General features: G+C 55.5%; 25 protein-coding genes. 7 read left to right on the forward strand and 18 right to left on the reverse strand.

Annotated elements, in window-relative coordinates; all coding sequences use genetic code 11:
- Positions 1-5: 5 nt before the first annotated feature.
- Both M2120_RS03995 and M2120_RS04000 read right to left on the reverse strand, forming a co-directional pair.
- On the reverse strand, positions 6-1,988 hold the full coding sequence (locus tag M2120_RS03995) for an acetoacetate--CoA ligase (RefSeq protein WP_280797425.1): 1,983 nt from the start codon (positions 1,986-1,988) through the stop codon (positions 6-8).
- A gap of 27 nt (positions 1,989-2,015) precedes the next feature.
- Positions 2,016-2,801, reverse strand: a complete 786-nt coding sequence (locus M2120_RS04000; protein WP_280797426.1) for an IclR family transcriptional regulator — start codon at positions 2,799-2,801, stop codon at positions 2,016-2,018.
- Between the two features lie 151 nt (positions 2,802-2,952).
- Here M2120_RS04000 and accB point away from each other — a divergent pair, with 151 nt between their 5' ends.
- The 4 genes from accB to M2120_RS04020 are packed head-to-tail and all read left to right on the forward strand — an operon-like array spanning position 2,953 to position 7,268.
- Positions 2,953-3,441 carry an acetyl-CoA carboxylase biotin carboxyl carrier protein gene (gene accB, locus M2120_RS04005; RefSeq protein ID WP_280797427.1) on the forward strand — a complete coding sequence of 163 codons (489 nt, stop codon included), beginning with the start codon at positions 2,953-2,955 and terminating at the stop codon, positions 3,439-3,441.
- A gap of 19 nt (positions 3,442-3,460) precedes the next feature.
- Complete coding sequence (locus M2120_RS04010; RefSeq protein WP_280797428.1) at positions 3,461-4,834, forward strand: biotin carboxylase N-terminal domain-containing protein; 1,374 nt, start codon at positions 3,461-3,463, stop codon at positions 4,832-4,834.
- Positions 4,827-6,371 carry a pyruvate/oxaloacetate carboxyltransferase gene (locus M2120_RS04015; protein ID WP_280797429.1) on the forward strand — a complete coding sequence of 515 codons (1,545 nt, stop codon included), beginning with the start codon at positions 4,827-4,829 and terminating at the stop codon, positions 6,369-6,371. Before M2120_RS04010 ends, M2120_RS04015 begins: the two co-directional genes overlap by 8 nt.
- A gap of 21 nt (positions 6,372-6,392) precedes the next feature.
- Positions 6,393-7,268, forward strand: coding sequence for an HAD-IIA family hydrolase (locus M2120_RS04020; protein WP_280797430.1), 876 nt, complete (start codon positions 6,393-6,395; stop codon positions 7,266-7,268).
- 66 nt (positions 7,269-7,334) lie between these two features.
- Here M2120_RS04020 and M2120_RS04025 read toward each other — a convergent pair whose 3' ends face one another.
- The 13 genes from M2120_RS04025 to M2120_RS04085 form a co-directional block, all read right to left on the reverse strand.
- Positions 7,335-8,801 (reverse strand): aldehyde dehydrogenase, encoded by a 1,467-nt coding sequence (locus M2120_RS04025; protein WP_280797431.1) that lies wholly within the window; start codon positions 8,799-8,801, stop codon positions 7,335-7,337.
- 34 nt (positions 8,802-8,835) lie between these two features.
- Complete coding sequence (locus tag M2120_RS04030; RefSeq protein ID WP_280797432.1) at positions 8,836-9,489, reverse strand: HD domain-containing protein; 654 nt, start codon at positions 9,487-9,489, stop codon at positions 8,836-8,838.
- A 14-nt stretch (positions 9,490-9,503) separates the two neighbouring features.
- Complete coding sequence (locus tag M2120_RS04035) at positions 9,504-10,742, reverse strand: NAD(P)/FAD-dependent oxidoreductase (RefSeq protein ID WP_280797433.1); 1,239 nt, start codon at positions 10,740-10,742, stop codon at positions 9,504-9,506.
- Positions 10,743-10,744: 2 nt separating this feature from the next.
- Positions 10,745-11,068 carry a 2Fe-2S iron-sulfur cluster-binding protein gene (locus tag M2120_RS04040; RefSeq protein ID WP_280797434.1) on the reverse strand — a complete coding sequence of 108 codons (324 nt, stop codon included), beginning with the start codon at positions 11,066-11,068 and terminating at the stop codon, positions 10,745-10,747.
- A gap of 39 nt (positions 11,069-11,107) precedes the next feature.
- Positions 11,108-11,857, reverse strand: a complete 750-nt coding sequence (locus M2120_RS04045; protein ID WP_280797435.1) for an SDR family NAD(P)-dependent oxidoreductase — start codon at positions 11,855-11,857, stop codon at positions 11,108-11,110.
- Positions 11,835-12,563 carry an HD domain-containing protein gene (locus M2120_RS04050; protein WP_280797436.1) on the reverse strand — a complete coding sequence of 243 codons (729 nt, stop codon included), beginning with the start codon at positions 12,561-12,563 and terminating at the stop codon, positions 11,835-11,837. Before M2120_RS04050 ends, M2120_RS04045 begins: the two co-directional genes overlap by 23 nt.
- 12 nt (positions 12,564-12,575) lie before the next feature.
- A complete protein-coding gene (locus M2120_RS04055; RefSeq protein ID WP_280797437.1) occupies positions 12,576-14,399 on the reverse strand; it encodes a PEP-utilizing enzyme in 1,824 nt (607 codons plus the stop codon).
- A gap of 48 nt (positions 14,400-14,447) precedes the next feature.
- Positions 14,448-15,521 (reverse strand): PEP/pyruvate-binding domain-containing protein, encoded by a 1,074-nt coding sequence (locus M2120_RS04060; protein WP_280797438.1) that lies wholly within the window; start codon positions 15,519-15,521, stop codon positions 14,448-14,450.
- Positions 15,522-15,549: 28 nt separating this feature from the next.
- Positions 15,550-16,794, reverse strand: coding sequence for a cytochrome P450 (locus M2120_RS04065; protein WP_280797439.1), 1,245 nt, complete (start codon positions 16,792-16,794; stop codon positions 15,550-15,552).
- A 124-nt stretch (positions 16,795-16,918) separates the two neighbouring features.
- Positions 16,919-17,689, reverse strand: coding sequence for an IclR family transcriptional regulator (locus M2120_RS04070; RefSeq protein ID WP_280797441.1), 771 nt, complete (start codon positions 17,687-17,689; stop codon positions 16,919-16,921).
- Positions 17,690-17,744: 55 nt separating this feature from the next.
- Positions 17,745-18,242, reverse strand: a complete 498-nt coding sequence (locus M2120_RS04075) for a prepilin peptidase (protein ID WP_280797442.1) — start codon at positions 18,240-18,242, stop codon at positions 17,745-17,747.
- Positions 18,243-18,345: 103 nt separating this feature from the next.
- Positions 18,346-19,707 (reverse strand): PhoH family protein, encoded by a 1,362-nt coding sequence (locus M2120_RS04080; protein WP_280797443.1) that lies wholly within the window; start codon positions 19,705-19,707, stop codon positions 18,346-18,348.
- 92 nt (positions 19,708-19,799) lie between these two features.
- On the reverse strand, positions 19,800-20,576 hold the full coding sequence (locus tag M2120_RS04085; RefSeq protein ID WP_280797444.1) for an isoprenyl transferase: 777 nt from the start codon (positions 20,574-20,576) through the stop codon (positions 19,800-19,802).
- Between the two features lie 87 nt (positions 20,577-20,663).
- Here M2120_RS04085 and trhA point away from each other — a divergent pair, with 87 nt between their 5' ends.
- Positions 20,664-21,350, forward strand: a complete 687-nt coding sequence (gene trhA, locus M2120_RS04090; protein WP_280797445.1) for a PAQR family membrane homeostasis protein TrhA — start codon at positions 20,664-20,666, stop codon at positions 21,348-21,350.
- Here the strand turns inward: trhA and M2120_RS04095 are convergent.
- Together M2120_RS04095 and M2120_RS04100 are read right to left on the reverse strand one after the other, a co-directional pair.
- Entirely contained in the window at positions 21,347-21,685 is a 339-nt protein-coding gene (locus M2120_RS04095) for a TipAS antibiotic-recognition domain-containing protein (protein ID WP_280797446.1), read from the reverse strand. The two genes, trhA and M2120_RS04095, sit on opposite strands and share 4 nt — an antisense overlap.
- Positions 21,686-21,691: 6 nt before the next feature.
- Positions 21,692-21,898 (reverse strand): hypothetical protein, encoded by a 207-nt coding sequence (locus M2120_RS04100; protein ID WP_280797447.1) that lies wholly within the window; start codon positions 21,896-21,898, stop codon positions 21,692-21,694.
- A 95-nt stretch (positions 21,899-21,993) separates the two neighbouring features.
- Between M2120_RS04100 and M2120_RS04105 the strand changes: the two genes are divergently transcribed.
- Entirely contained in the window at positions 21,994-22,401 is a 408-nt protein-coding gene (locus M2120_RS04105; protein ID WP_280797448.1) for a DUF4307 domain-containing protein, read from the forward strand.
- 10 nt (positions 22,402-22,411) lie between these two features.
- Positions 22,412-22,903, forward strand: a complete 492-nt coding sequence (gene greA / locus M2120_RS04110; RefSeq protein WP_280797449.1) for a transcription elongation factor GreA — start codon at positions 22,412-22,414, stop codon at positions 22,901-22,903.
- A gap of 57 nt (positions 22,904-22,960) precedes the next feature.
- On the opposite strand, the gene ilvA is transcribed toward greA, so the two are convergent.
- Positions 22,961-24,205, reverse strand: coding sequence for a threonine ammonia-lyase (gene ilvA, locus M2120_RS04115; protein WP_280797450.1), 1,245 nt, complete (start codon positions 24,203-24,205; stop codon positions 22,961-22,963).
- Between the last annotated feature and the right edge of the window lie 14 nt (positions 24,206-24,219).

The following is a 24,219-nucleotide window of genomic DNA, read 5'->3' on the forward strand; positions in this document are numbered from 1 at the left end:
CTTTCTTAGGCAAGCACTGCTTTCAGTGCAGCAACAATGCCATCAAGATCTTCAGGGTGAACCAGCACTCCACGATCAATAGTGTTTCCAGTGTTGATGCCCTGCACCAAACGCTTGAGTGGGATCTCCAAACGCTTGCCCGTGGCGGTTCTGGGCACCGAAGGAACCCAGATAATCACGTCGGGGACGTGTCGTGGTGAAAGCTCGGTGCGGATGAAGGTCTTCAGTGCTTTCTCTGTCGCTTCTTTATCCAGCTCGCCATTGGCCACAGCCAACAGCGCAAGCACACCCATGCCGCCATCTGGATCTTCGAAGTGAAGAACGAGTGAGTCTTTCAACTCTGGACGGGGATCCAAGATGGCATAGAACTCTGCAGTTCCTAGGCGAACACCACCGCGGTTGAGCGTGGCATCGCTTCGACCGGTGATGGCCCAGGTGTTGCGTTCGGTGTGAATGAGCCAGTCTCCGTGACGCCAGATTCCTGGCCAAGTGTCGAAGTAGCTGGCGGTGTAGCGGTCAAAGTTCTCATCACCCCAGAAGAAAGCAGGCATTGAGGGAAGTGGTGCAACACAGACGAGCTCGCCTGGCTCTCCCGAGACTTCCTGTCCATCTGGGCCCCAGCTGTAAACAGCTGCGCCCAGCGGGCGTACCGCCATTTCACCGGCGTTGACGGGGCTCAGCGGTGACCCACAGACGAATCCACTACAAATGTCTGTTCCACCAGAAGCAGGTGCCAACATCAGATCTGGGCCAACCTCGGCATAGACCCAGCCGGCAACATCTGCTGCCAGGGGTGAACCCGAGCATTGGATTTCACGCAGGCGTGACAGATCCCAGGTCTTTCCTGGGGTCAGTCCCGAGTGGGCACAGACAGCAAGATAAGCAGAACCGGTGGTGAGGTAGGTGGACTTGGTTTCTGCCAGTACTGCCCATTGCGACCATTCACCATCGAGCGCAGGCCAGCCAGGGTCTCCATCCATGAGCACCATGGCTGCGCCCACCAGGAGCGAGGAGACGCTGAGGGTCCACACCATCCAGCCCGTTGTGGAATACCAGAACGTGCGGTCACGGTCAGTGATGTCGAACTGGAGTGAAATGTCTTTGTAGTGCTCGAGCAAAAGTCCACCATGGCAGTGCACGATGGCCTTGGGTTTACCGGTAGTGCCAGAAGAGAACAGAATCACAAGAGGGTACTCAAAGGCAACAGGGACAAACTCCATGGGTGCAGTGTTCTTAGTGAACTCGGCATAAGAGAGAGCTCCTGCTGGAATCTCACACTCCGCATCGAGATAAGGCAACACAACTGCCTTCATAGCTGGCAGTGCTGCACGAATACGATCGAGCTCATCTGCACGAGAAATCGACTTTGCTCCCCACTTGTAGCCATCAATGGCAACAATGAGACTGGGGTCGAGCTGCTCTATGCGATCGAGCACACTCTGTGGCCCCATCTCAGGTGGTACCGAGCACCAGATGGCACCCAACGATGCGGTGGCAAAGTAGAGAGCCACGGTCTGGGGAATGTTGGGCAGGTAGCCCACTACCCGGTCACCCTCGCCAATTCCTTGTGCAATCAGTCCAGTACGCAGTGCTGCAATTTCATCCAGTAGCTGCTGTCCGGTCCATTCGGAAGAACCGGTGGTCTGGCTCCGATTAATCAAGATGGGTACATCAGCGTGCTCAACCAGTGCACGATGAATGTGCTCAGCAAAGTTGATGCGTGCACCGGGGAACCACTGGGCTCCGGGCATCGTGCGAGAGCCGAGGACAGCGGTGTGGGGTGCGTGCGAGATGATCTCGAAGTGATCCCAGATCTGCTGCCAGAAGTCGTCGAGGTTTGCTACAGACCATGCCCAGGCCTGGTCATAATTCTCGAAGTGAACGCCATATGTGTTCTCGATCTTCTCGAGGAAACGACCCATCTCGGTGGTGTTCCACTGATCGCGTGGAAGTGCTGGGCGAAGCTCAGTTCCTAGCGCAGTCGACATTGACGTTCCTTTCATTACAGGTGAGCTTTAGAAGCTCTGACCTGCTGCCTTGAGTTCATTGAGCCGAGCAGAGAATCCCCGGCATGCTTCTTGAAGTGCGGCATAGCACTGTTCAATATCTGCTCGATTGTCGTAGTTGACCACACCGCAGGCTGCCTCGATCGCGCCATCAACAAATACGGGTGCGGCAATAGCAACTGCGCCGGGGAGGTACTCACTGGCGGAGTAGGCATAGCCCCGGTCTCTCACGTTGGAGAGTTCACGAAGAAGTGCACGCTTACCGGTAATGGTGTCTGGGGTGTATTCAGCAAGGGGTAGCTCAACTACCTCATCGATGAGTGCCGCATCAGAATATGCGAGTAAAACCTGGCCCACCGCGGTTGCGTGCAGAGGGATCCTGGAACCGATCCGGCTTTGAACCGGAACATCCACCACATTGGTCAGCTTCTCCACATATACAGCGTCCAGGCCGTCAATGACCGCAAGCTGCACTGTTTCGTGGGTGACATATTGCAGGTTGAGCAAAAAAGGCATCGCGATTTCACGCAAGCGGCCATGCACGGGAGTGAGGAGACCCATCTCCCAAAGCTTGATTCCCAGACTGTAGTAGTTGGAGGAGTCTCGCTGTAAGAAGCCGCCTTCTTCCAACTCGCCGGCTAAACGAAACACGGTGGCAACAGGTAGCCCGGTTGCTCGCGATATCTGGCTCAGGGTAAGCCGTGGTGTCAATGCACTAAATGCTCCGAGCACACTCAACGCCCTCGCCGTGACGGACTTGGAGGGTGTGGGAGGAGTAGAGCTCGTGGTGGACATCGTGTTTTTACTCTAGGTCAGATAGATGCCCCGCGGAAGAAAGTTTTTCACTCAATGAAAAAGAAACTTGCGTAGGCGCATAGATACGGGAAAACTGAGGTCAGGTTTTAAGTGATGTCACTGTCGACTCCACCTAAATAACGAGGTCCCCATGTCTGAAACTCCTAGCTGGCAAGAACTACTTGATCTGGTAGAACAGCTCAACAACAGCGATTACGAGAACGCCAGCGTTCAGTTTGGAAATGTCTCTGTTCGACTCTCAAAGAGTGAGAACTTCGTCGACGCAACACCCGTTGCCGCCGCACCTGTCGCTGCACCCGCACCTGCACCTGCACCTGTAGTTGCCCCAGCAGCTTCTGCTGCTGCTGCGCCAGCAGCCCCGGCAGCTCCCGTCGTTACAGGTGACACCATTGACGCTCCCATGATTGGTGTGTTCTATCGCCGCCCAGCACCTGGCGCTGATGAGTTCGTGAAGCCCGGAGACACCGTCACTGCCGAAACCACCATCGGCATCATCGAGATTATGAAACTGATGAACCCCGTGGTTGCAGGTAAGGCTGGTGTGCTGGGTGAATTCTTGGCCGAAGATGCTCAGGCTGTTGAGTTCGGTCAGCCACTAGTTCAGATCACCCTGAACTAACTTAGGCCGCAGTCAGATCATGACCACAACAACCAAGCCAGTCGTCCTGGTGGCAAACCGTGGCGAAATAGCCATGCGTATCATTGCGGCAGCTCGCCGTATTGGCGCCTCCCCCGTTCTCGCTGCCAGCGTGGCAGATGCCAACTCTCCCGCAGCGCGTGCAGCTGACCGCGTCATAGTTATTGGCGCTGCCCAGGCAAACCTTTCCTACCTTCGACCTGAGCAGGTTGCCCAGGCCGCCGTGAACGCAGGCGCAGCCGTCGTTCACCCGGGCTATGGCTTCTTGAGTGAACAGCCCAAACTGTGTGAACTTCTTGAAGAAGAAGGCATTGCTTTTGCTGGCCCCCGCCCTGAAACCCTGCGTGCTGTGGGAGATAAGGGAAGTGCTCGCCTGGTAGCTATTGAGGCAGATGTTCCCGTTGCACAAGGCGTTGAAATCGACGACCCTTCACAGGTTCGCGCCCTCGGCGAGAAGCTGGGATTCCCACTGCTCATCAAAGCTATTCACGGTGGTGGCGGACGCGGTATTCGCCTCGTCACCAACCTGGATGAACTCGAAGAACTCGCACCACAGGCAGCACAAGAAGCAGAAGTTGCCTTTGGTAATGGTGCTCTCTACCTCGAGCGCTACTACGGCCGCGCTCGCCACGTTGAGGTGCAGGTCTTCGGCGATGGCGAAGGCAACGCCTGGATCTTCGGCGACCGCGACTGCTCCGTGCAGCGCCGCCACCAAAAACTCATTGAAGAATGTCCAGCACCTGGCTTGAGCCAATCTCGCCGCAAAATTCTGCACGACTCTTCACGCCGCCTTGTGGAGGCATTGAAGTATCGAGGCGCTGGAACCGTCGAGTTCTTGGTCGATACCCAGAGCGAAGATGTGGTCTTCCTCGAGGTCAATGCCCGTATTCAGGTAGAGCACCCCGTCACCGAAGAAGCCTTCGGCGTTGACCTAGTAGCTGCCCAACTTCGCTTGGCATTGGGCATGGATCCCGAATTGCCACAGGTGGGACCTGTTCCTCCTGCCAGCGTGATTGAACTGCGTATCAACTCCGAAGACCCCGACAACAACTTCATGCCCAACTCAGGAGTTCTCACCGAAGTGAGCTGGCCCAAGGGTCCCGGTATTCGTATCGATACTCAGGTAGAGACCGGTTACAGCTTCCCTCCCTACTACGACAGCTTGATGGCCAAGCTCATTGTTCGAGCCCACGACCGCAAGGCAGCTGTAGCGGGAGCGCTCGCAGCGGCACAAAACACCACCATTGCAGGACTGAAGACCACCCTGCCCATGCTCGAGTATGTGCTCTCGCACGAAGATTTCATTGCCGGAGAAGTCCCCACCAGCTGGTTTGGACCGATCTGGGAAGAACGAAAGGCAGATAGCAATGTCTGAGATGACTCTCACGGGCCAGAAGCGTCGCCAAGGGCCGATCAAGATTGTGGACACGAGTATTCGTGACGGCAATCAGAGCCTGTGGGCTGCCACCGGCATCACCACCGGCATGGCCGAGGCTATGGCTCCCATCTATGAGCGCATGGGCCTCCACGCCCTGGACTTCACCAGCTCCACTCACCTGGTGATGGGAACCAAGTTTCATGGCGAGAACCCCTGGGAGCGCATCAGCCGCGTGCGCGCTGCTGCACCCAACACTCACCTCTCGTGCATCACCACCGGCATGCGCTTCATGTCATGGGAGAAGGCAGAAGAGTCTGTCTACCGGATGTCGTTGCGCGTCATGGCTCGCCATGGCCTCAGCAGACTCATGATTGCCGAGCCAGGTAATGACATTGCCCAGACCATCAAGGTTGCAGGCTGGGCCAAGGAAGAGGGCATCACCGATGTTCTCGCTGGTGTTGTGTACACCACCAGCCCCGTGCACACCGATGAGAAGTTCCTGGCGGCAACCACTGCCTATGCGAACTGCCCCGATATTGACTCTGTCTATTTGAAAGATCCTGGTGGTCTGCTCACTGCTGAGCGCACCCGTGAACTGGTTCCCAAGATGCGTGCAGCGCTGGGCACGAAAACCTTTGAACTACACAGCCACTGCACAACTGGTGCTGCGCCACACCTGTACCTCGTTGCCGCAGAGCTTGGTGTGGACGTTCTCCACACCGGTATGGGTCCGCTTTCGAATGGAACTGCCCAGCCCAGCCTGGAACACGTGCTGGCAAACCTTGACGCCCTAGGTATTGAGGTTGATCTAGACCGTGACGCAGCTGCCGAAGGTTCTGCACTGCTGTGGGATTTTGCTAAGAAGCAGAAGCTTCTGCCAGGTACTCCTAACGAGTATGACCTCAGCTTCCACAGCCACCAGGTTCCTGGCGGCATGATGGGGACTCTCAAGCGTCAGCTAGCCGAAATCGGTATGAGTGATGCGCTTCCTGCCGTGATTGAGGAAGCTGGTCGCGTCCGCGCAGACCTCGGCTACCCCATTATGGTGACCCCCTTTAGCCAGTTCGTGGGCAGCCAGGCACTGATGAATGTCTTGGCCGAAAAGAGTGGCCAAGAGCGTTACAGCCGCATTCCCGATGAGGTTGTGAAGTTTGTCATTGGCGACTTTGGTAGCCCTGAAGGTGAGATCCTTCCCGAGATCTTGCAGCGTGTGGCAGATAACCCTCGTGTTGCTGAGCTCAAGGCAGCTCAGCGTGAACGCTCCTTGGAAGAGCTTCACGCCGAATACACCGGCAAGTTTGGCAAGAAGCTCAGCGAAGAAGATCTTCTGCTGCGCATCGTGATGCCTCACGACCAGGCAGAAATTGCCATCAATGCCGCTCCTGCTCCCGCGTGGAGTCCCGGAGCTCGCCTAGGCTCAGGTTCAGGTGCCGTGAATTCTGTTCAAGAATTCATTGATGCTGCCAACAACTTGCCCACCTGGAAATCTCTGTCCGTCCAGCGCGATGGCGCCACCGTTTCTCTCTCTCGATAACTCACTGCACTAGGAATACTCATGACCAACGCAAGCCTGCTCCCCCGCCTCAAGGCAACCAAGGGCATCATGTTCGATATTGATGGCTGCTTGGTCATCTCTGATGGCCCCAGTGGCGCTGGCGGAAGCGTGCTTCCGGGCGCCATTGAGTCCATCAAAATGGCAGAAGACACTGGCCGCGCGTACTGCGTGTTTACCAACGGAACCGCGCAGCGCCCCAAGGAGATTGCTCACCACCTGCGTGAACTCGGCTTTGATATTCCTGACGAGCTCGTATTCACCCCTGCCGTGGTCGCCGCAGAGGTCATGAAAGAGAAGTATGGCGACCAGCCCATCTTGGTTTTTGCTGCCGAGGGTATGCTCGAAGACTTCCGCGAGCGCGGCGTGAACGTGGTGGACACCGCCGCTGCCATGGCTGGTGCAAAGCACGGCGCTGTGGCTGTGGTGATCGGTTGGGACACCAACTTCGGCAAGGACAAGATCCAGCTCGCAGCTGAAGCTATTCGCGACGGTGCTGAGTTGTACACCACCAGCTATGCGCCCATGTTTGCCTCGGCAGAGCGTTTAAACGTGGGCGTCTCCGGCTTCATCACTTCCGGTCTCATGTTTGTCACCGGTAAGAAAGACTTCGAAATCTTAGGCAAGCCATCCCAGCACTCCATGAATGTGGTCAGCCGCGTCCTGGGAACCCCTAAGGAAGAGATCTTGGTCATAGGTGATGACATCAAGCTCGAATCCGCGATGGCCCGCAAGGGCGGAGCACTTGCCGGCCTGGTCCTCACCGGCACCAGCTCCCGCGAAGATGCAGCAAATGCAGACCCCGCAATACAGCCTGAGCTGATTGTGGAGTCCATGACTGAACTCAATGGGCTCTTTGCCGAGGCAGACGCCTCCTAAACACCTTCACAGCAGTAATGGCCTCTCCATTTCGGAGAGGCCATCTGTGTTAATTCGTTTGTTGAATTACTTGGGTTCACCAATGCGGTGGATGGACTGCAGGCGGGTGTAGGCATTGATGCCTTCAGGGCCGTATTCCATACCCAGGCCTGAATCCTTCCAGCCACCAAAGGGTGCGGCTAGGTTGGATGCGTAGAAGTTGATACCCATTGAACCGGTTTCGATCTGTGCCGCTAGCTCAGCACCGTGATCTGTATCGGTGGTGAAGATGTTTCCACCCAAACCATAGGGGGACTGGTTCGCAATGCGAACTGCGTCCTGTTCGTTCTCATAAGGAACCACAACAAGAACAGGGCCAAAGATTTCTTCCTGAGCCACGCGCATGGAGTTATCCACGTTGGCGAAGACGGTGGGCTTGGCGAAGTAACCGCGGTCAAGACCCTCTGGTCGACCAGAGCCACCAGTAGCAACTGAGGCACCTTCTTCTTGACCAATCTTGATGTAGTTGGTCACCGTGTCATATTGCTTCTTCGAAGCTGAAGGTCCGAAGACGGTGCTCTCGTTGAAGGGGTCACCCTGCTGAGAATTCTTCACAGCAGTGGCCACTGCATCAACAACCTCGTCATAGCGTGAGCGGGGAGCAAGAATGCGGGTGGCGTTGTAGCAGGTCTGGCCAGTATTACGCAGTGAGGTGCGAGTCACCATCTTGCCGAAGTACTCCAGGTCAGCATCTTCGAGCACGATCGAAGCTGACTTACCACCGAGTTCGAGGGTGACGGGCTTGAGTAAACGACCACACTGTTCAGCAAGGAATCGACCCACTTCGGTGGAGCCGGTGAAGGCCACCTTGGCAACATCAGGGTGCTCCACGAGTGCGCCCACGGTGTGGCGGGTGCAGGTAACTAGGTTGATCACACCTTCAGGAAGCCCTGCAGCAACTGATGCTTCCATCAGAATGCGCAGATCCAGTGGAGTTTCACTGGCAGGCTTGATCACGACGGTGCACCCAGCAATGAGTGCTGGTGCGAGTTTGATCATGACCAAGGCAACCGGATAGTTCCAGGGCGCAATCAGTGCACACACACCACGGGGGTGACGGTGAACCTCGGTGTAGTGACCGGGACGGTCGGGGTAGGGACGAGAGTCCTTCTTCTCGACGAAGTCGGCCAGACCTGCGTAGTAACGCAGCAAACCTGCACCGTGACCTGCCGCCAGGCGGGTCTCCGAGATGGGGGTTCCATTCTCACTGGTGATGATCTGGGCCAGTGCTTCCGCACGGGATTCAAACTCATCTGCCAGTTTGCGCATGTAGTTGGCACGCTCGTGGGCGCTGATGTCGCGCCAGCCCTTGCCGCGGAAAGCTGCGGAAGCGGCAGCAACTGCCTTGTTGATGTCTGCTTCGTCTGCGGCAGGAACCTTTGCCCAGATTTCTTCCGTAGCGGGGTCGGTGACGTCGATGAATGCACCGGAGCCAGACTTGACCCACTGACCACCAATGAACAGGTCATCGGTATACATCTCTAAAGCAGTCATTGTTTTACTTCTTTCACGCGTGTGGCGTTAGTGATTACAGATTGTCGAGGCAGAGCACACGAATAGAGTGCTGAAGCTCAGCTTCAGCCATCGCACGTCCTGTAGGAGTGATCATTTCGGGCATGATGTCCTGCTCAAGTTTGAGTCGAATCTGCTGAGGTGTCTTCCCGAACCATTCCGCGGAGAAGCCAAGCCCAACAGGGTTGAAACGCCAAAGCCGGTCAGCATCACGCATGATGGAATCTTCGATACTGTGACTGACCGGACGGGTGTCGTGACCGTCAATGATGTCGGTGACTTTCTTGATGAATTCATCGTCATAACCACATCCAGGAAGGATCTCTCGGGCAATGTCGCAACCAAAAATCTCGTGCTGAACACGGACATCGCTGGTCATGAAGTTTTCGCTACGGAAACCTTCAGACAGAATCTTGCTTTCATCAACCCGTGACCACCCTGCGTCATGAAGCATTGCCGCAACACGGGTAACTTGAGGATCAGCTTCAGGGTGTGCGTCTAGGAGGAACTCAGCAAAGAGAAGTGTGAGAGGGAGGTGTATGTCGTTCATCCGTGAGCGGGTGTAGGGCTCAACAGCTTTCCAGATGTTGTCCACGCTTGCATAGGTCCCTGAAGGCAGTGCACCGTTACCCAGAGTAGGAACATCCTGAAGAGAGTGAGTAAATTCCATCTACTTTTTCCTTGCTAGTCCGTCACGATTGTTTTCAAGGCGACAGCAGAGTCTGCTGCCAAGTCTGCGGGGATGTTTTGACCGGCGGTCAGCGCACGGCGCACCGCCATGTAATCAAGCACGTCATTGACGGCATCGACAGCAATGATGCGACCGTTCTTGTAATACAGAACGCTGAATTTGTCTTCGTCAAGGTTTCCACGAACCACCTGCTGGTCGTAGCCCTGGAGCAGTCCTGCCATCTGGAGCTTGAGGTCTGCCTGGTCACTCCAGAACCACGGAACAGCGCGGTATTCCTCTTCGCCACCAAGCAGGCTCTTAGCTGCCAGCTTGGCCTGGTCGACCGCATTCTGAACAGATTCGAGCATGACCATACCTTCACCACCGAGTGGGTGGGGCAGGTAAGCAACATCACCGCAGGCCACAACACGGGGATCTGAGGTGCGAGCATGAGAATCCACCACAATGGCACCGTTCTCAGCACGCTCAAGACCCAGCTGGTCGGCCAATTCGCCACGAGGGGCAACACCAATACCGACCATCACAGCATCGGCTGGGATGACGTTGCCATCTTGGAGTTCAACACCGGTAACTGTGCCGTTTTCACCGTGGAGCTTGGTCAGTCGCTTCTCCAGCAACACCTTTGCACCACGCTTGGTGTGAGCCTCTAAGAAGAAGTCACTGACAACAGGTCCCACGGCGCGAGACATCAAACGATCACGCGAGTGCACCACGGTGACGTTCTTGTTGTATTTGCGGGCCACCGCAGCAACTTCCAGGCCAATGAATCCGCCACCAATAACAACAATGTCGTTGATGTCTGCCCAGCGAGCCTTCAGCTCGTTGGCGTCATCGAGGCCTCGCATGTAGAGCACACCGTCGAGGTCGGCACCATCACAGGTGAGACGCTTGGGGTCAGCACCGGTGGTGAGAGCAAGCTTGTGGAACGGAAGTTCACGGCCAGTGTCTGTCACAGCAACACCGTGCTCAGCACCCCAGGAAAGGGACACCACCTTCTCCGACGGAATCACAACAATCTTGTTGTCGACATAGAACTGGGGCAGACGAAGTTCCAGAGATTCTTCATCAGCTTCCCCCGCAAGATAAGCCTTGGAAAGCGGCGGGCGCTGGTAAGGGCCGTGGTGTTCTTCGCCCACAATGGTGACCGAGCCCTCAAAGCCGTCTTCGCGCAGCGAAACAGCGATCTGCATACCTGCTTGACCGCCACCAACGATGAGGATGTGCTCGGTCATGATTAGTACTGTTCTGGTGCGATGTTGATGCGAAGACCGTCGAGGTCTTCACGCATCTTGAGCTGGCAGCTCAGACGTGAAACGGGAAGACGCTCAGCAGCGGTGCCATCGAGCATGTCATCCTCAAGGGGACCCATCTCGTCGAACTTGTCAATGAACGCTGCATCGACGTAAACGTGGCAGGTTGCACATGCGCAGGAGCCACCACACTCGGCAACAATTCCCTTAACGCCGTTCTTGACTGCGGTCTCCATCACGGAGTCGCCCACGCGAGCTTCCAGAGTGGTTTCGGTTCCGTCGGGGCTGATGTAGGTGACGTGTGGCATAAGTTTTCTTTCTTGGAGGGATGAAAAGGGATAAATGGTTTAGATGAACTGCTTGCCACCATCAACGATGATGGTTTGGCCCGTGATGTAGCCAGCATTGCTGGAAGCTAAGAACAGGGCAGTTCCCACAATGTCTTCGGGCTGGCTCGCGCGCTTAATGGAGCGACTACTCACACCGTAGTTGGCTGCGTCATCGATCTGAGCCAGGCTTGCCTCGGTGAGGGTGAATCCTGGAGCAATCGCGTTGACGGTGACGTTCTTGGCGCCTGCTTCGCGGGCCATAACGCGGGTCATACCAACCAGTGCACCCTTCGAGGTGACGTAGTGCATCCACAGCGGTGAACCGCTGAAGAAGGTTGCCGAAGCAATGTTGATGATTGAGCCACCATCCATGTGCTTGTAGCAGGCAGCAGAAGCAAGCCAGGGGCCCTTCACGTTGACGGCCATGACCTTGTCCCACTCATCGGGGTCAATGTCCCAGAAGTCACTGCGCTCGAGCGTGGCATAGATCGCAGCGTTGTTGACCAGAACATCAATACGACCGAAAGCATCCAGGGCATCTTCTGCCATCTGCTCACAGCTGGCCTTATCTGCCACGTTCACCGAGACGGCGATAGCACTGGCGCCCTGCGCCTCAACTAACGCAACGGTTTCGGCGGCCCCTGCTGCATTCATATCAGCAATGACGAGGTTCGCACCCTCCTTGGCAAAGCCCAAGGCAAATGCGCGGCCGAGACCACCGGCTGCACCGGTGATGATGACCGTCTTACCAGTCAGTTGTAGTGACATTGGCACGTCCTCTTTCTTGCATGTCGTTCATTTGTGGACTCATGTCCATGCTTTCCATCGCGATGAAGGCTAGAGACATTGCTTTTCCTTCATCTGTGAATAGGTCGTCATAGGCACGGTAAGCATTGATGCGCAGTGACTCATCACGGTCTAAACCAAATCGTGGCATTGCCACATCCACACCGTGATAGCTCACACGCCAAATCTTGTCTGCGTCTTTGACGCAGGAATCGTTGATGCTCAGTGAGGTCAGACGAGTGTCGTGACCGTCAATGATTTCGCAGATTTCGTTAATGTCCGCTTCGTCATATCCGATCTCAGTCAGGATTTCACGGGCAATGCGGGCGCCCTCTTTTTCGTGCTGGTAGACAGCCCAGTTGTAGCTGCCGTCACGGTCAGGAGCAATCGCCTGGAAAGCAATTGCTTCCTCGACTGTGGACCAGCCGGTGTCGTGCAAAATGATTGCGGGAAGCACGATGTGCTCGTTCGCCTCAGGAATGCGCGTCACCAGCTGAGACGCAATACCGAAGGAGTACAGGGTGTGTACATCGTTATCGCGAGTCTGGAGATAGGGAGTAGCAAGCTCCCAGATACGCGCATCCCGTTCCCCCATCTTCACCAGGCCGGGGACGTTCTGCCACAAGGGAATCTTGTGTGAGACGTCACGACCTAAGTGATTGATCGGGGAACGGGATACACGCTTCATTGCTGGAAGTTGCTACTTCTTGAGGATCTCAACAGTTCCATTAGTACCGTCAACGCGCAGCGTCATACCGGTCTTAATGGTGGTTGATGCACTACCGGTACCGGTCACAGCAGGAAGTCCGTACTCACGGCAGACGATAGCTGCGTGAGACATCATTCCACCGATGTCAGTAACTGTTGCGCTGATCTTTCCGAATACTGGACCCCATGAAGGAGCAGTAACGGGAGCAACCAGAATTTCACCCTGAACGAGTTCACCGAGCTGGTCTGGGCTGAAGATAACGCGAGCCTTACCTTCAACAACACCACCAGAAGCGGCCATACCCTTCAGCTCGTTCTTGTTGCCGGAGTCGGCACCAAGCCACTGCTGAACCTGCTCAGTGGTGATACCCCACAGCATGACAGTGAATGGTTCACTGATTTCTGCTGGAGGCTCGTTGAATGCAGGAGCGGGACGGTTCTGAGCAAGAGCGTTGATGATCTTTGCACGGCGAGCAATTTCTGCAGGCCAGTACGAAGGACCAATAGGCTCGGTGCCCACTGCCCATGCGCTTGCGTAGTCGAAGAGGACTTCGCGAACACGGTTGCGGTCGATGTAGAGGATGTCCTCAGCGTTAGCCCAGAAGCCCTGGTCAGCAAGAAGCTGACCGAGCTGACGAACCTTGCGCCAGAACACACCCATGGTCCAGTGCTCGATGTAGAAGTTGTGGTCTTCTACATAGGGGTATACCGCACGAGCAAGACCCAGCTTGCCCTGGAAGGTTTCAGCTGCTTCACCCGAAAGTGCCTCAGCGTATTCACCAGCGATACGGTCGCGCTCTGCGATGAGTGCATCCTTGGGGCGGTGGAGCTGTTCACCCTTAGCTGCGCGCTCGACGTAGTCAGCGATGTAGCCAACGGGCAGGTCGAGGTTGTCACGCCAGTAGACGTCGGTTCCGTAGAAACCGTTACCTACGGTGTAGTTGAACCAAGGGTCCTGTGCCTTCTCGAATGCAGCAATCCACTCAGCACCCTTAGGAGCTGCAGCAACAGCTGCGAGAGTCTTCTCAGCACTCTGGTGACCAGCGAACTGTGCGGTCAGGCCCAGCTTGACCGCGAGGTCAGCGAGGTCCTTGAGCTCGTCATCTGGACGGAAGAGAACCGAGTCCACACCCATAACCATCTTCGCGATAGCAAGGTCAGGAATTCCGGGGAATGCTTCCTTGCAGAACATGAAGAAGTCAAGGTAAGCAACGTAACCGAGGTTGAGGAACTCGAAGTGGTGTTCCCAGTTGCGGTAGACGAGGTTGATCAGTCGGTCGTAGTCTTCGAACATCTTGACGGAGGGGTCCATACCCACACCGTTCTTGATGTCCTCGAGTGGAACCATGTCTGGAAGTGCTTCAAAGTTGATCGCGTCGATCTCTTCGATGTTCTTGAGAACCTTCTTCTTCCAGTTCTCGAGCAAGTCGCCCCAGTTCTGGAAGTAGTGACCAGCACGCTCCAGGAAGTGAGGAACACGGTCAGGAATGAGCTCAGGAGCTACACCGACGGGGCTGAAGTAGTTGTAACCCATGTGGATACGGAAGTCGATACCGTTCGCAGGGGGAACAATGTAGTGACGAGTGTTGTAAGCACCGAGGCAGCGAGAAGCGAACTCCACACCAATAACCTCGAAGGGCTTGAACACGTTAGGCCAGTGCTGGCTGTCACAGAACCAGAACTTGGCTTCTTCTGCCTTGCGCTGGTTGTCCTGGAAAACCAGGTAATAAGGGTAGAGATCCTGCCATCCTTCGGCACCCTTGGGTGTCTTCAGAGAGTATGGCGAAGGAAAGCTCTTTGCGGCACGTGGCGACATTGCTACGACCTTTCTTTTCTTAGTTTTACTCGAGTGGGGTAAGTAGTACTACTTTTTGTTTTTTTCCAACGAACTCAGAAGCGAGCGCGTAATGGCCTCGATTCCAGCTCCGCCGGAAAGACTTGCTACCGGCGTCTCCTTCTGCGACCAGACCGTTTCGGGCCTAGATTGCAGCAGAAGAACATTTGCGCCAGCGGGCAGATCGGCATCGATCGCCCATTCGACGTCTTGAACGCAGCCGTAGTGCTTGTCGGCTGCCTTGGCGAGCTTGGCGACAGCGACTACTTCTTCTTCGCTCAGGCTCGGGGAGTTACGACGCTCTTCATCAACTTCGCGGCGGGTAATACCACCACGTCCGTTGGGTACGAGCTCTTCGTGCTTGTCAGAAATGATGCGGTTGACCACAGAAAGCATGACCTTGTCGACCACGAAGTTATCTGGGGTTACTTCTCCAGAAACAACCATTTCGCCGAGGCCCCAGCTGGAGTCGATGACGATCTTGGTCTTATCTCCCGTGGTGGGATCAATAGTCATGGCAACACCGGACGAACGTGAGTTCACCATCTTCTGGATAGCCACTGCGATGGAGAGTCCTTCGCTCGGGATGTTGTTTGCTTCGCGGTAGCTGATCGCACGTGCGGTGTAGAGAGAAGCCCAGCACTCGCGAACCTTCTGCATCACGTTGTGCTCACCAATGATCCATAGGTAGGTGTCCTGCTGACCTGCGAAGCTGGCATCTGGGAGGTCTTCAGCTGTTGCAGATGAGCGCACAGCAACAGGAACTTCCCCACCGCACAGGTTCATCAGGTTCTGGTAGGCCTCAACAACTTCGAGACGAACTGCTTCAGGAACTTCCTGGGTCAGGATGAGCTCACGGATGAGAGCTGCCTGGCGGTCAATCTCAGCAGGGTTGTTGTAGTCCAGGCCCTTGAGGTGTTCCTCGATCTGGGCGTGCAACTTGGTGTCGTTCATCACGGCGTCAAAGGCATCCGTGGTGACGGCGAATCCGGGAGGAACAGGCATTCCTGCGCTGGTCATGATGGCCAACGAGGTGCACTTTCCACCTAGACGCTCGTGCTGAGGAGTCTCGGTGCTATCGAACGGGAAAGAGTACAGCGACATTGCATGTTTCCTTTTGAGGTTGGGGTGATTACCAGACGACGGGTACTGCGACAGGAACGCGGAAGGAGAGGTTGTCTCCGAACTCAATGTCAGTTCCGGGCGCGAATTGCATAGTTGGCACATTTTTGACCAATTCTTCGAGAGCAACCTTGGTCTGCAGCTTTCCGAGCATGTTTCCGATGCAGTAGTGAATACCGAATCCGAAGGAAAGGTGCTGACGAGCGTTCTCACGGGTGATATCGAACTTGTTGGGGTTTTCGAACATCTGTGGGTCACGGTTTGCGCTTCCCATAAGTACGAGGATCTGAGAGTTCTTTGGAATAGCAACACCGTTGATTTCGGTGTCTACCTCAGCGGTGCGACGCCAGGAGAAGATCGAACCTGCTGTGCGCAGTACTTCTTCAACAGCGCCAGGAATCAGCGCAGGATCTGCCTTGATGGCTTCCCATGCGTCTGGGTTAGACATCAACTGAACGGTGGAGTTCGAGATCAGGGTCGTGGTGGTCTCGTGACCTGCGAAGAGAAGGCTGTAGAGGAAGGACGCAATCTCGTGGTCGGAGATTTCTTCGCCCGCTGCCTGCAGGTTCACCATGTCGGTAACCAGGTTGTCTCCTGGGTTCACCTTGGCATCTGCCACGAGCTTCTGGCAGAAGTCCCAGTAAGCAACCATGTTGTGTGCGTGAGGAACCTGCTCTTCATCGCTGAGGTCGCCCCAGGTCAGGGTTGCGCGGGAACCAGCCCACTCCTTGACCTGCTCAATCATGTCGTTGGGAACACCAATCAACGCGAAGATGGTCAGGGTTGGCAGGTCATAGGCGAGGTCAACCAGGATGTCTCCAGAGTTTCCCTTTGCCTTCATGTCGTTGATCAGACGGTCAGCGTTCTCACGAATGAAAGGCTCGAGAACCTTGTAGCGGCGAGGAGTGAATGCCTTGGTTGCTACTGCGCGAATGCGGGTGTGCTCTGGCGGAATGCGAGCAGAAAGACCTGAGTAGGTGGTGAAGTTTCCGTCAGCCATGACCTTCTTGGCAGATGCGCCGAGGGGACGAATGGGTGCTTGTGCATCCTTGGAGGAGAAGAGTTCCCAGTTCTCGAAGACGTACTTGACGTCTTCGTAGCGGGAAACAACGAACATGTTGATGCGGTCATCCCACATGACGGGTGCTTCGGCACGAAGCTCTTCGCACGCGGGGAAAGGATCGGTCAGCTTGAAGGGCACGAATCCGTGGTAATCCTTGCTGAAGTGGACCTGATCAACTGTTGCGTTAGGCATGAACCTATTCCTCCTTGAATACGTTGGTTCTCATCCTGTACCTGAAATCAAGGCCGGTATACAGAAACTTCTCACTGAATGAGAATGTCATTCTGAGAATTTTATGGAAGAAGAAGCGGGCTATTTACTGCAGGTTTGCCATGCCACCACGCATGGAATTTTCGATCCGCTCCACTGTTCCGCGCAGCATCGGAAGCAGCCTGCTGGTGTCTCTGGTTCGGGCAGATTCAACGACTAAGCCCACGGCGGCAACAACCTGATTGTTGAACACCACAGGAACAGCAACGCTCATTGCGTCCAGGCGCATTTGTTCATAGGTAATGGAGTAGTTCTGAGCACGCACCTCTTCCACGATGGCGCGCAGCTCCACCGGATCGGTCACGGTCTTAGGCGTGGGTGCTTCTAATTCGCGTTCGAGATAGGCATCCACAAACCAGTCAGGTTGTGCGGCAAAGAGCACGCGGCCCACGGCAGTGGCGTGCAGAGGCAAACGGCTTCCCACGCGCGTGACCTTGGGCATGTGCTTGGTGCCATAAATCTTGTCGACATAAAGCGACTGAACACCCTCACGAATAGCCATGTGCACGTTCTCGTGAGCGAGATCAAAGAGGTCTTGCAAGAACGGGTGGGCTCTGTCGCGCAAGCGACGGCCCGCCATTTGCCCCAATTCCCAAATACGGAAACCGATCTGATACTTCCCGTCAGAGCCTCGGCGAAGACCACCCCACTCTTCCAACTCAGCAATGAGGCGATAAGTCGTGGACAGCGGGAGATGTGCACGCTGCGCAATACGCGAGACCGAGAGCGACCCAGTGGTGTTTTCAAACGCAGCGAGAATACTCAGAGCACGCGAGGTGACAGACTGACCGCTTTCGCGGGGTTCTGCTTCGCCCATACCTTCACCTCTTCGTTGACTGTGCCTGTGTGAAGTCTATTGAGAGTGGAGCGTTTCATTCAACGAAAAGCGGCAGCAGCATGGCCAGCCAGAAACCCAACAACATCATCGGGCCAAAAGGGATCTTGGTTTGCTTCGTTACTGCCCATGCTTGCGACAGGGGCAATTTCTTCTGCACCAGCGTCATCACAAGAACCAGCACTGCGACCAGACCGCCGGAAATAAACCCCAGCACTGGCGAGAGTATTGCTGCCGGAACGCTGATTAACCCGGCAGCACCGCCGAGCACACCAGCGAGCTTCACATCACCCATGCCCATACCCCCGCCGAAACTCAGAATCAGCATGAACGTGAAATACCCGGCAGCAGAAAGTGCTGGAATCAGCGGATACTCCCCCGAGCTCACCCACAGCCCCACCCACGAGATCACAAGAGCAACATATCCCGGCATGACCCAGGAATTCGGAAGCTTGTGGGTCTTCCAATCAATGCGCACCAGCGGAATCGTCACCACGGCAAGATATGCCACAGGAATCATCTGCCACAGTGTCATGCCAGCGAGACTAATGCAGAAAGCCCTCGCTGCGCGAGGGCTATCCACAGTCCGCGGGTGAGCCGACGACGAGTGTTCTCCTCCTTGGGCTTTCGCGTGGCGCCTAGAGGACTTCCTGGCGCTCCAGGAGGTCGGTGACAAGAGCCGCAATAGCGGAGCGCTCAGAACGGGTCAAGGTGATGTGACCAAAGAGGGGTTGCCCCTTCAGGCTTTCAATCACGCTGGCAATACCGTCATGGCGACCCACTCGGAGGTTATCCCGCTGGGCAACATCGTGCGTCAAGATCACGCGCGAGTTCTGACCAATACGACTGAGCACCGTCAGCAACACATTGCGCTCAAGAGACTGCGCCTCATCCACGATGACGAAAGCATCGTGGAGTGAACGGCCACGAATGTGGGTCAGAGGAAGCACTTCGAGAATGCCGCGATCAACAACCTCGTTCATGACGTTGTCGGAGACGAGAGCTCCCAGGGTGTCAAAGATGGCTTGACCCCAGGGATTCATCTTCTCTTCCTTATCCCCAGGAAGGTAACCAAGCTCTTGACCTCCGACTGCATAAAGCGGACGGAAGACAATGATCTTCTTGTGTTGCTGTCGCTCCAGAACGGCCTCAAGACCAGCACACAGTGCCAGTGCCGACTTACCGGTACCAGCAGAACCACCTAGGGAGATGATTCCCATGCTGGGGTCAAGCAGCATGTCAATGGCCAGGCGCTGCTCGGCAGAGCGGCCATGTAGTCCAAAGAGGTCACGGTCTCCACGAACCAGGGAGATCTCACCCTTATCCATCACGCGACCTAAGGCAGAGCCGCGGTCTGAGTGAATCACGAGGCCGGTGTTGATGGGGGTGTCCTTGACCTGTGAGGAACGCAGGAACTCCTCTTCATAGAGGATGGCCATCTCGTCGGCACTGAGAGAAATTTCTTCCATACCCGTCCAGCCGCTGTCAACGGCCAGCTCAGCACGGTATTCCTCCGCACTCATACCGATAGAAGATGCCTTCACACGCATAGGTAGGTCTTTAGACACCACCGTGACGTTGAGTCCATCATTGGCCAGGTTCATGGCCACAGCAAGAATGCGGCTGTCGTTATCGCCGAGTTGCAAGCCGGAAGGAAGTACTGCCTGGTTGGAGTGATTGAGCTCCACACGAAGTGAACCACCCTCACCGATAGGGATGGGGAAGTCCAGACGCTCGTGCTTGATGCGTAGGTCATCCAGGATGCGCAAAGCCTGTCGAGCGAAGTAACCAATCTCAGGATCGTGACGCTTTTTCTCGAGCTCACTAATCACCACAACAGGAATGACCACCGCATGCTCCGCAAAGCGGAAGAGTGCCTGGGGGTCAGACAACAAAACCGAGGTATCTAAGACATAGACACGCTCGGTTGTGGATGAGGAAGTGGACTTCTGGCGCTGACCGGATTGACCAGTCTTGGCGCCACTGCTTTGTGGGCTCATGTCATGAAACTAAGACCGCGATGACACACTTGCCGTGCGACACGCCCTGAGTTCATCTAAGTGTCATCTGCGTGACACAGACCGAGAAAAACTTAGCCGCCGAAGCGTCGCTCGCGGCGAGAATAGTCACGCATCGCACGCAAGAAATCGACCTCGCGCAAGTCAGGGTAGAGGGCCTCTACGAAGTAAAACTCTGAGTGTGCGCTCTGCCACAACATGAAGTCCGACAGCCTCTGTTCACCCGAGGTGCGGATGACGAGATCAGGGTCTGGCAACCCGCCGGTGTAGAGATGATCACTGATGAGCTCCGGGGTGAGCTTCTCTGCGAGATCGTCCAGGTTGCCGCCATGATCTTGGTGTTCGGCAATGATGCTCCGGACCGCATCAGCGATCTCTGCACGCCCGCCATACCCAATAGCAAGGTTCACGTGAAGCCCGGTGTTGTTCTTGGTGCGCTCTTCTGCAGCCAGGAGTGTGCTCAGAAGCTCTGCGGGCAACACATCATCCTTGCCCACGTGGTTGATCTTCCAGTTGCGGAAGTGAGAAAGACCTTCGGCAAGCTCGCCGATGATGGCGTAGAGCTCGGTGAGTTCACCCGCATCACGACCGGTGAGGTTGTCAGTGGAAAGCAAGTAGAGGGTGACCATGCCAATGCCGAGGTCATCACACCACACCAAGAACTCGGGCACTTTCTGCGCACCGGCCCGGTGGCCCAGCGACGTGTTCTCGAGGAAACGCTCTCTGGCCCAACGTCGGTTGCCATCCACGATCATTCCGATGTGGTGCGGAAGATTGTTCTTGTTGAGCCCCCGACGCAGACGCTTTTGGTAGAGGCCATAGAGCAGGCCTGTCTTATTCGCGCGCGACATCACGCCCATGACTTTACCGAAACAAGACCGCCAGCATCACCGGCTACGCCCAGCAATGTCACATTGTGACGGCGTAATCTAACAAGTATGAGCCTGCCGCTACTTGAAGATGCCGAATCGCACCCCCACGTTGAGGTCAAACCTTCCTGGCGTGGCTGGATTCACACTGGCACTTTCCCGCTGGCTATCGCCGCCGGAATTGTGCTCATCGTCCTAGCTCACGGCCCTGCAGCAAAGTGGAGCTCGGCAGTCTTCATGGCAACCTCGATGTTGCTCTTTGGTATTTCTGCGCTCTATCACCGCTTCAACTGGAAGCCGAAAACCAAGGTGATGCTCAAGCGTTTTGATCACGCCAACATTTTCTTGCTCATTGCCGGTACTTACACGCCTTTGGCGGTGCTGGCGCTGCCACCTGGCAAAGGTATTCCTCTGCTGTTTATGGTGTGGAGCGGTGCTCTTCTGGGCATCTTCTTTAGGGTGTTCTGGGTGCACGCACCCCGCTGGCTCTATGTTGCGCTGTACATCCTTTTGGGCTGGGCCGCGATGATGTACATCGTTGACCTGTTCCAGGCCAACGCCGCCATGATGGTGCTCGTTGTGGTCGGTGGACTTGCCTACACCGCCGGTGCCATCATCTATGCACTCAAGAAGCCCAACCCCATTCCTGGAGTTTTTGGCTTCCACGAAATCTTCCACACACTCACCGTGGTCGCATTTATGTGCCACTGGACGGCAATCTTGCTGATTGCTCTCAACCCTGCGTATAACGCCTAAAGGTTCTGATCTGCCCAGATCACTATCGCGTCGTAGTGATACTTTCCTAAGCCTTCGGCGATGCCCTCATAGGTGTCCCGATAGGGCGAAGGCATGATGTAGCTCAAGGCGAGGTTCTTATATGCCTCGCGCGTGGGCTTCCAGAATTGGGAACAAAACTCGTAGTGCGCTCGAACTGCTTCCTGCACTGACTCGGCACGAGCTGGCAAGCCCTCAGCCATTGCCGCAACGAATTGCTGAGTAATCGCATCAAAGGCAGCAGTGAACTGCTCGTTCTGTTCCTTCGAGTAGTCGTTGGCGTATTGCTCGGAATACATTCCGAATTGCTGCGACACCGTGATCTACTTCTGAGACTCAGCAGTGCCTTCTGCAGCCTGCTCGGCATCGAGCTTTGCCTGAATATCTGCACGCATGTTCACGCGGCGCATGCGACGAACCATGTCCAGCAGCAACAGCACTGTAATGACTCCCACAAAGGCAGTGGCAAAGAAACCGACAGCACCGGGGGAGACCAACTGTGGGTCAATGGTTTCTTCTGCAAAGAGCACGGTTCCTCCGAGGGGTTTCTAGCTAATAGCCTTATTAAAAGCGTACTGCTGAAACCTGAAAGTCTTTCTCAGTATGTTCCACCCCAAGGAGTCTGATGAGCACCGAGAACACCCTCGCTGATCGCTATGGTCGATCCGCGAATCCTCGCGGCCCGATGAGGCGCAACCTCAACGTGATTATTCCCTCGATCGTCATCATTATTGGGCTCGTGATCTGGGGTGCAAGTACCGACGTGTTGGGCTTTGGCCCCCAAGCAGAGGTTCGTGACCTCGGTTATAGCAATCTGACTGACTCCAGTGTCACCGTGAAATTCGAATTGACAGCAACACCAGGGCGTGAAGTTGCCTGTGCTGTGCAAGCACAGAACACTGCCTTTGCGATTGTTGGTTGGAAGGTATTTGTTTACCCTCCCTCAACACAGCGCATCCGTGACATAGAGGAGACCATCAAGACTTCTCAACCGGCCACCACCGGTTTGGTCTACCAATGTTGGCTCACCTAGGCTAAAACCTATGGCTAGCGAAGAAATCAAAGAAACATGGCTTACTCAAGAGGCGTATGACCGCCTCAAGGGAGAACTCGACACCCTGTCCACCACAGGCCGTGAAGAGATTGCCAAACGTATTGAAGCTGCCCGTGAAGAGGGTGACCTCAAAGAGAACGGTGGCTACCACGCCGCTAAGGACGAGCAGGGCAAGATCGAGGCACGTATTCGCACCCTCACCGCACTGCTCAAAGACGTTAAGGTGGGCGAAGCTCCCGAAAGCTCTGGCGTCGTCGAAACTGGCACAGTCATCACCGCCACCATTGCTGGCGATGAAGCAACCTTCCTCCTGGGTAATCGCGAGATTGCCGCTGGCACTGACTACACCGTCTACAGCGAGTCCAGCCCCATGGGTGCTGCCATCCTGGGCCTGAAGGTTGGAGAGAAGAGCACCTTCACTGCACCTAACGGTAAAGACATTGAAGTTGAGGTCATCAACGTGGCCACCTTCACTGGCTAAGAACGACTTAAATGAGATAACGCCTCCTGAGATTCAGGAGGCGTTATTCGTTAAGACTTAGATGTCATCGCTGATGCGAACCTTGTAGCCCTCATCACGCAGTGCCTTGACGACCTGCTTACGGTGTTCCTTGCCACGGGTTTCTATGTGGAGTTCGAGCTCCACTTCGCTGATCTGCAGTCCACGTCCGTGGCGGGTGTGCAGTACCTCAACCACATTGGCATTTTGTTCCGAAACAATTTCGGCGGTGCGAGCTAACTGACCTGGACGGTCAGGAAGCATCACGCGTAGCTTGAGATAGCGCTCAGAAGCAGCAAGGCCGTGGCCCACGATGCGCTGCAGAAGCAGTGGGTCAATGTTTCCACCCGAGAGAATGGCAACAGTCTTTCCACTCTTCTTGATCTTCTTTGCCATGATGGCGGCAACGCCCACAGCACCGGCAGGTTCAACCACCAGTTTTGCGCGCTCGAGCAACATCACCAGTGCGCGAGCGGTGTCATCGTCAGAGACGGTGACAACTTCATCTACGGTGTCCTTGATGATGTCGAAGTTCAACGTTCCGGGGCGGGCAACGGCAATACCGTCACAGATGGTGGGGTTGACCTCCACCGTGACGGGCTCTTTGGCCTCTAAAGAGGGTGGGTAGGCAGCGGCGTTTTCTGCCTGCACTCCTATGATGCGCACGGTGCGACCCAGAGTAGCCGCCTTTTGCTTCACAGCAGAAGCCACACCCGAGATCAATCCACCGCCACCAATGGGAACAATAATGGTGTCCACATCGGGAACCTCTTCGAGGATTTCTAATCCAAGTGTTCCTTGACCAATCACGACATCTTCGTGGTCAAAAGGTGCAATGAAGATTCCACCGGTTTCAGCAGCAAAGTCTTTTGCTGCCTTGAGCGACTCGTTGAAGATGTTTCCAGTCAAGACAACTTCAGCACCGTATTCACGTGTGGCTTCCAGCTTGGGAAGAGCAACACCCAGGGGCATAAAGATGGTGGCTTTGATTCCGAGTTCGCGAGCAGCAAGGGCAACACCTTGAGCATGGTTACCTGCTGAGGCAGCAATGACACCCTTGGCCCGCTCTTCGGGGCTCAGCTGCGACAGGCGGTTATAGGCACCGCGAAGTTTGTAACTTCCCGTGCGCTGCAAGTTCTCACATTTGAGGAAAACATCCGAGCCCAGAACACCACTCAAATAGCGTGAGGTCTCCATCGGAGTGGACTGTGCAACCATGGCCACCGTCGCACGCGCAGCGTCAAACTGAGCAAGAGTGGGGCCAGCGAGGTGCTTCGAGGTCATAACCAAATCTTAGG

This window comes from Aurantimicrobium minutum (assembly GCF_029893825.1).
GTDB lineage: Bacteria > Actinomycetota > Actinomycetes > Actinomycetales > Microbacteriaceae > Aurantimicrobium > Aurantimicrobium minutum_C.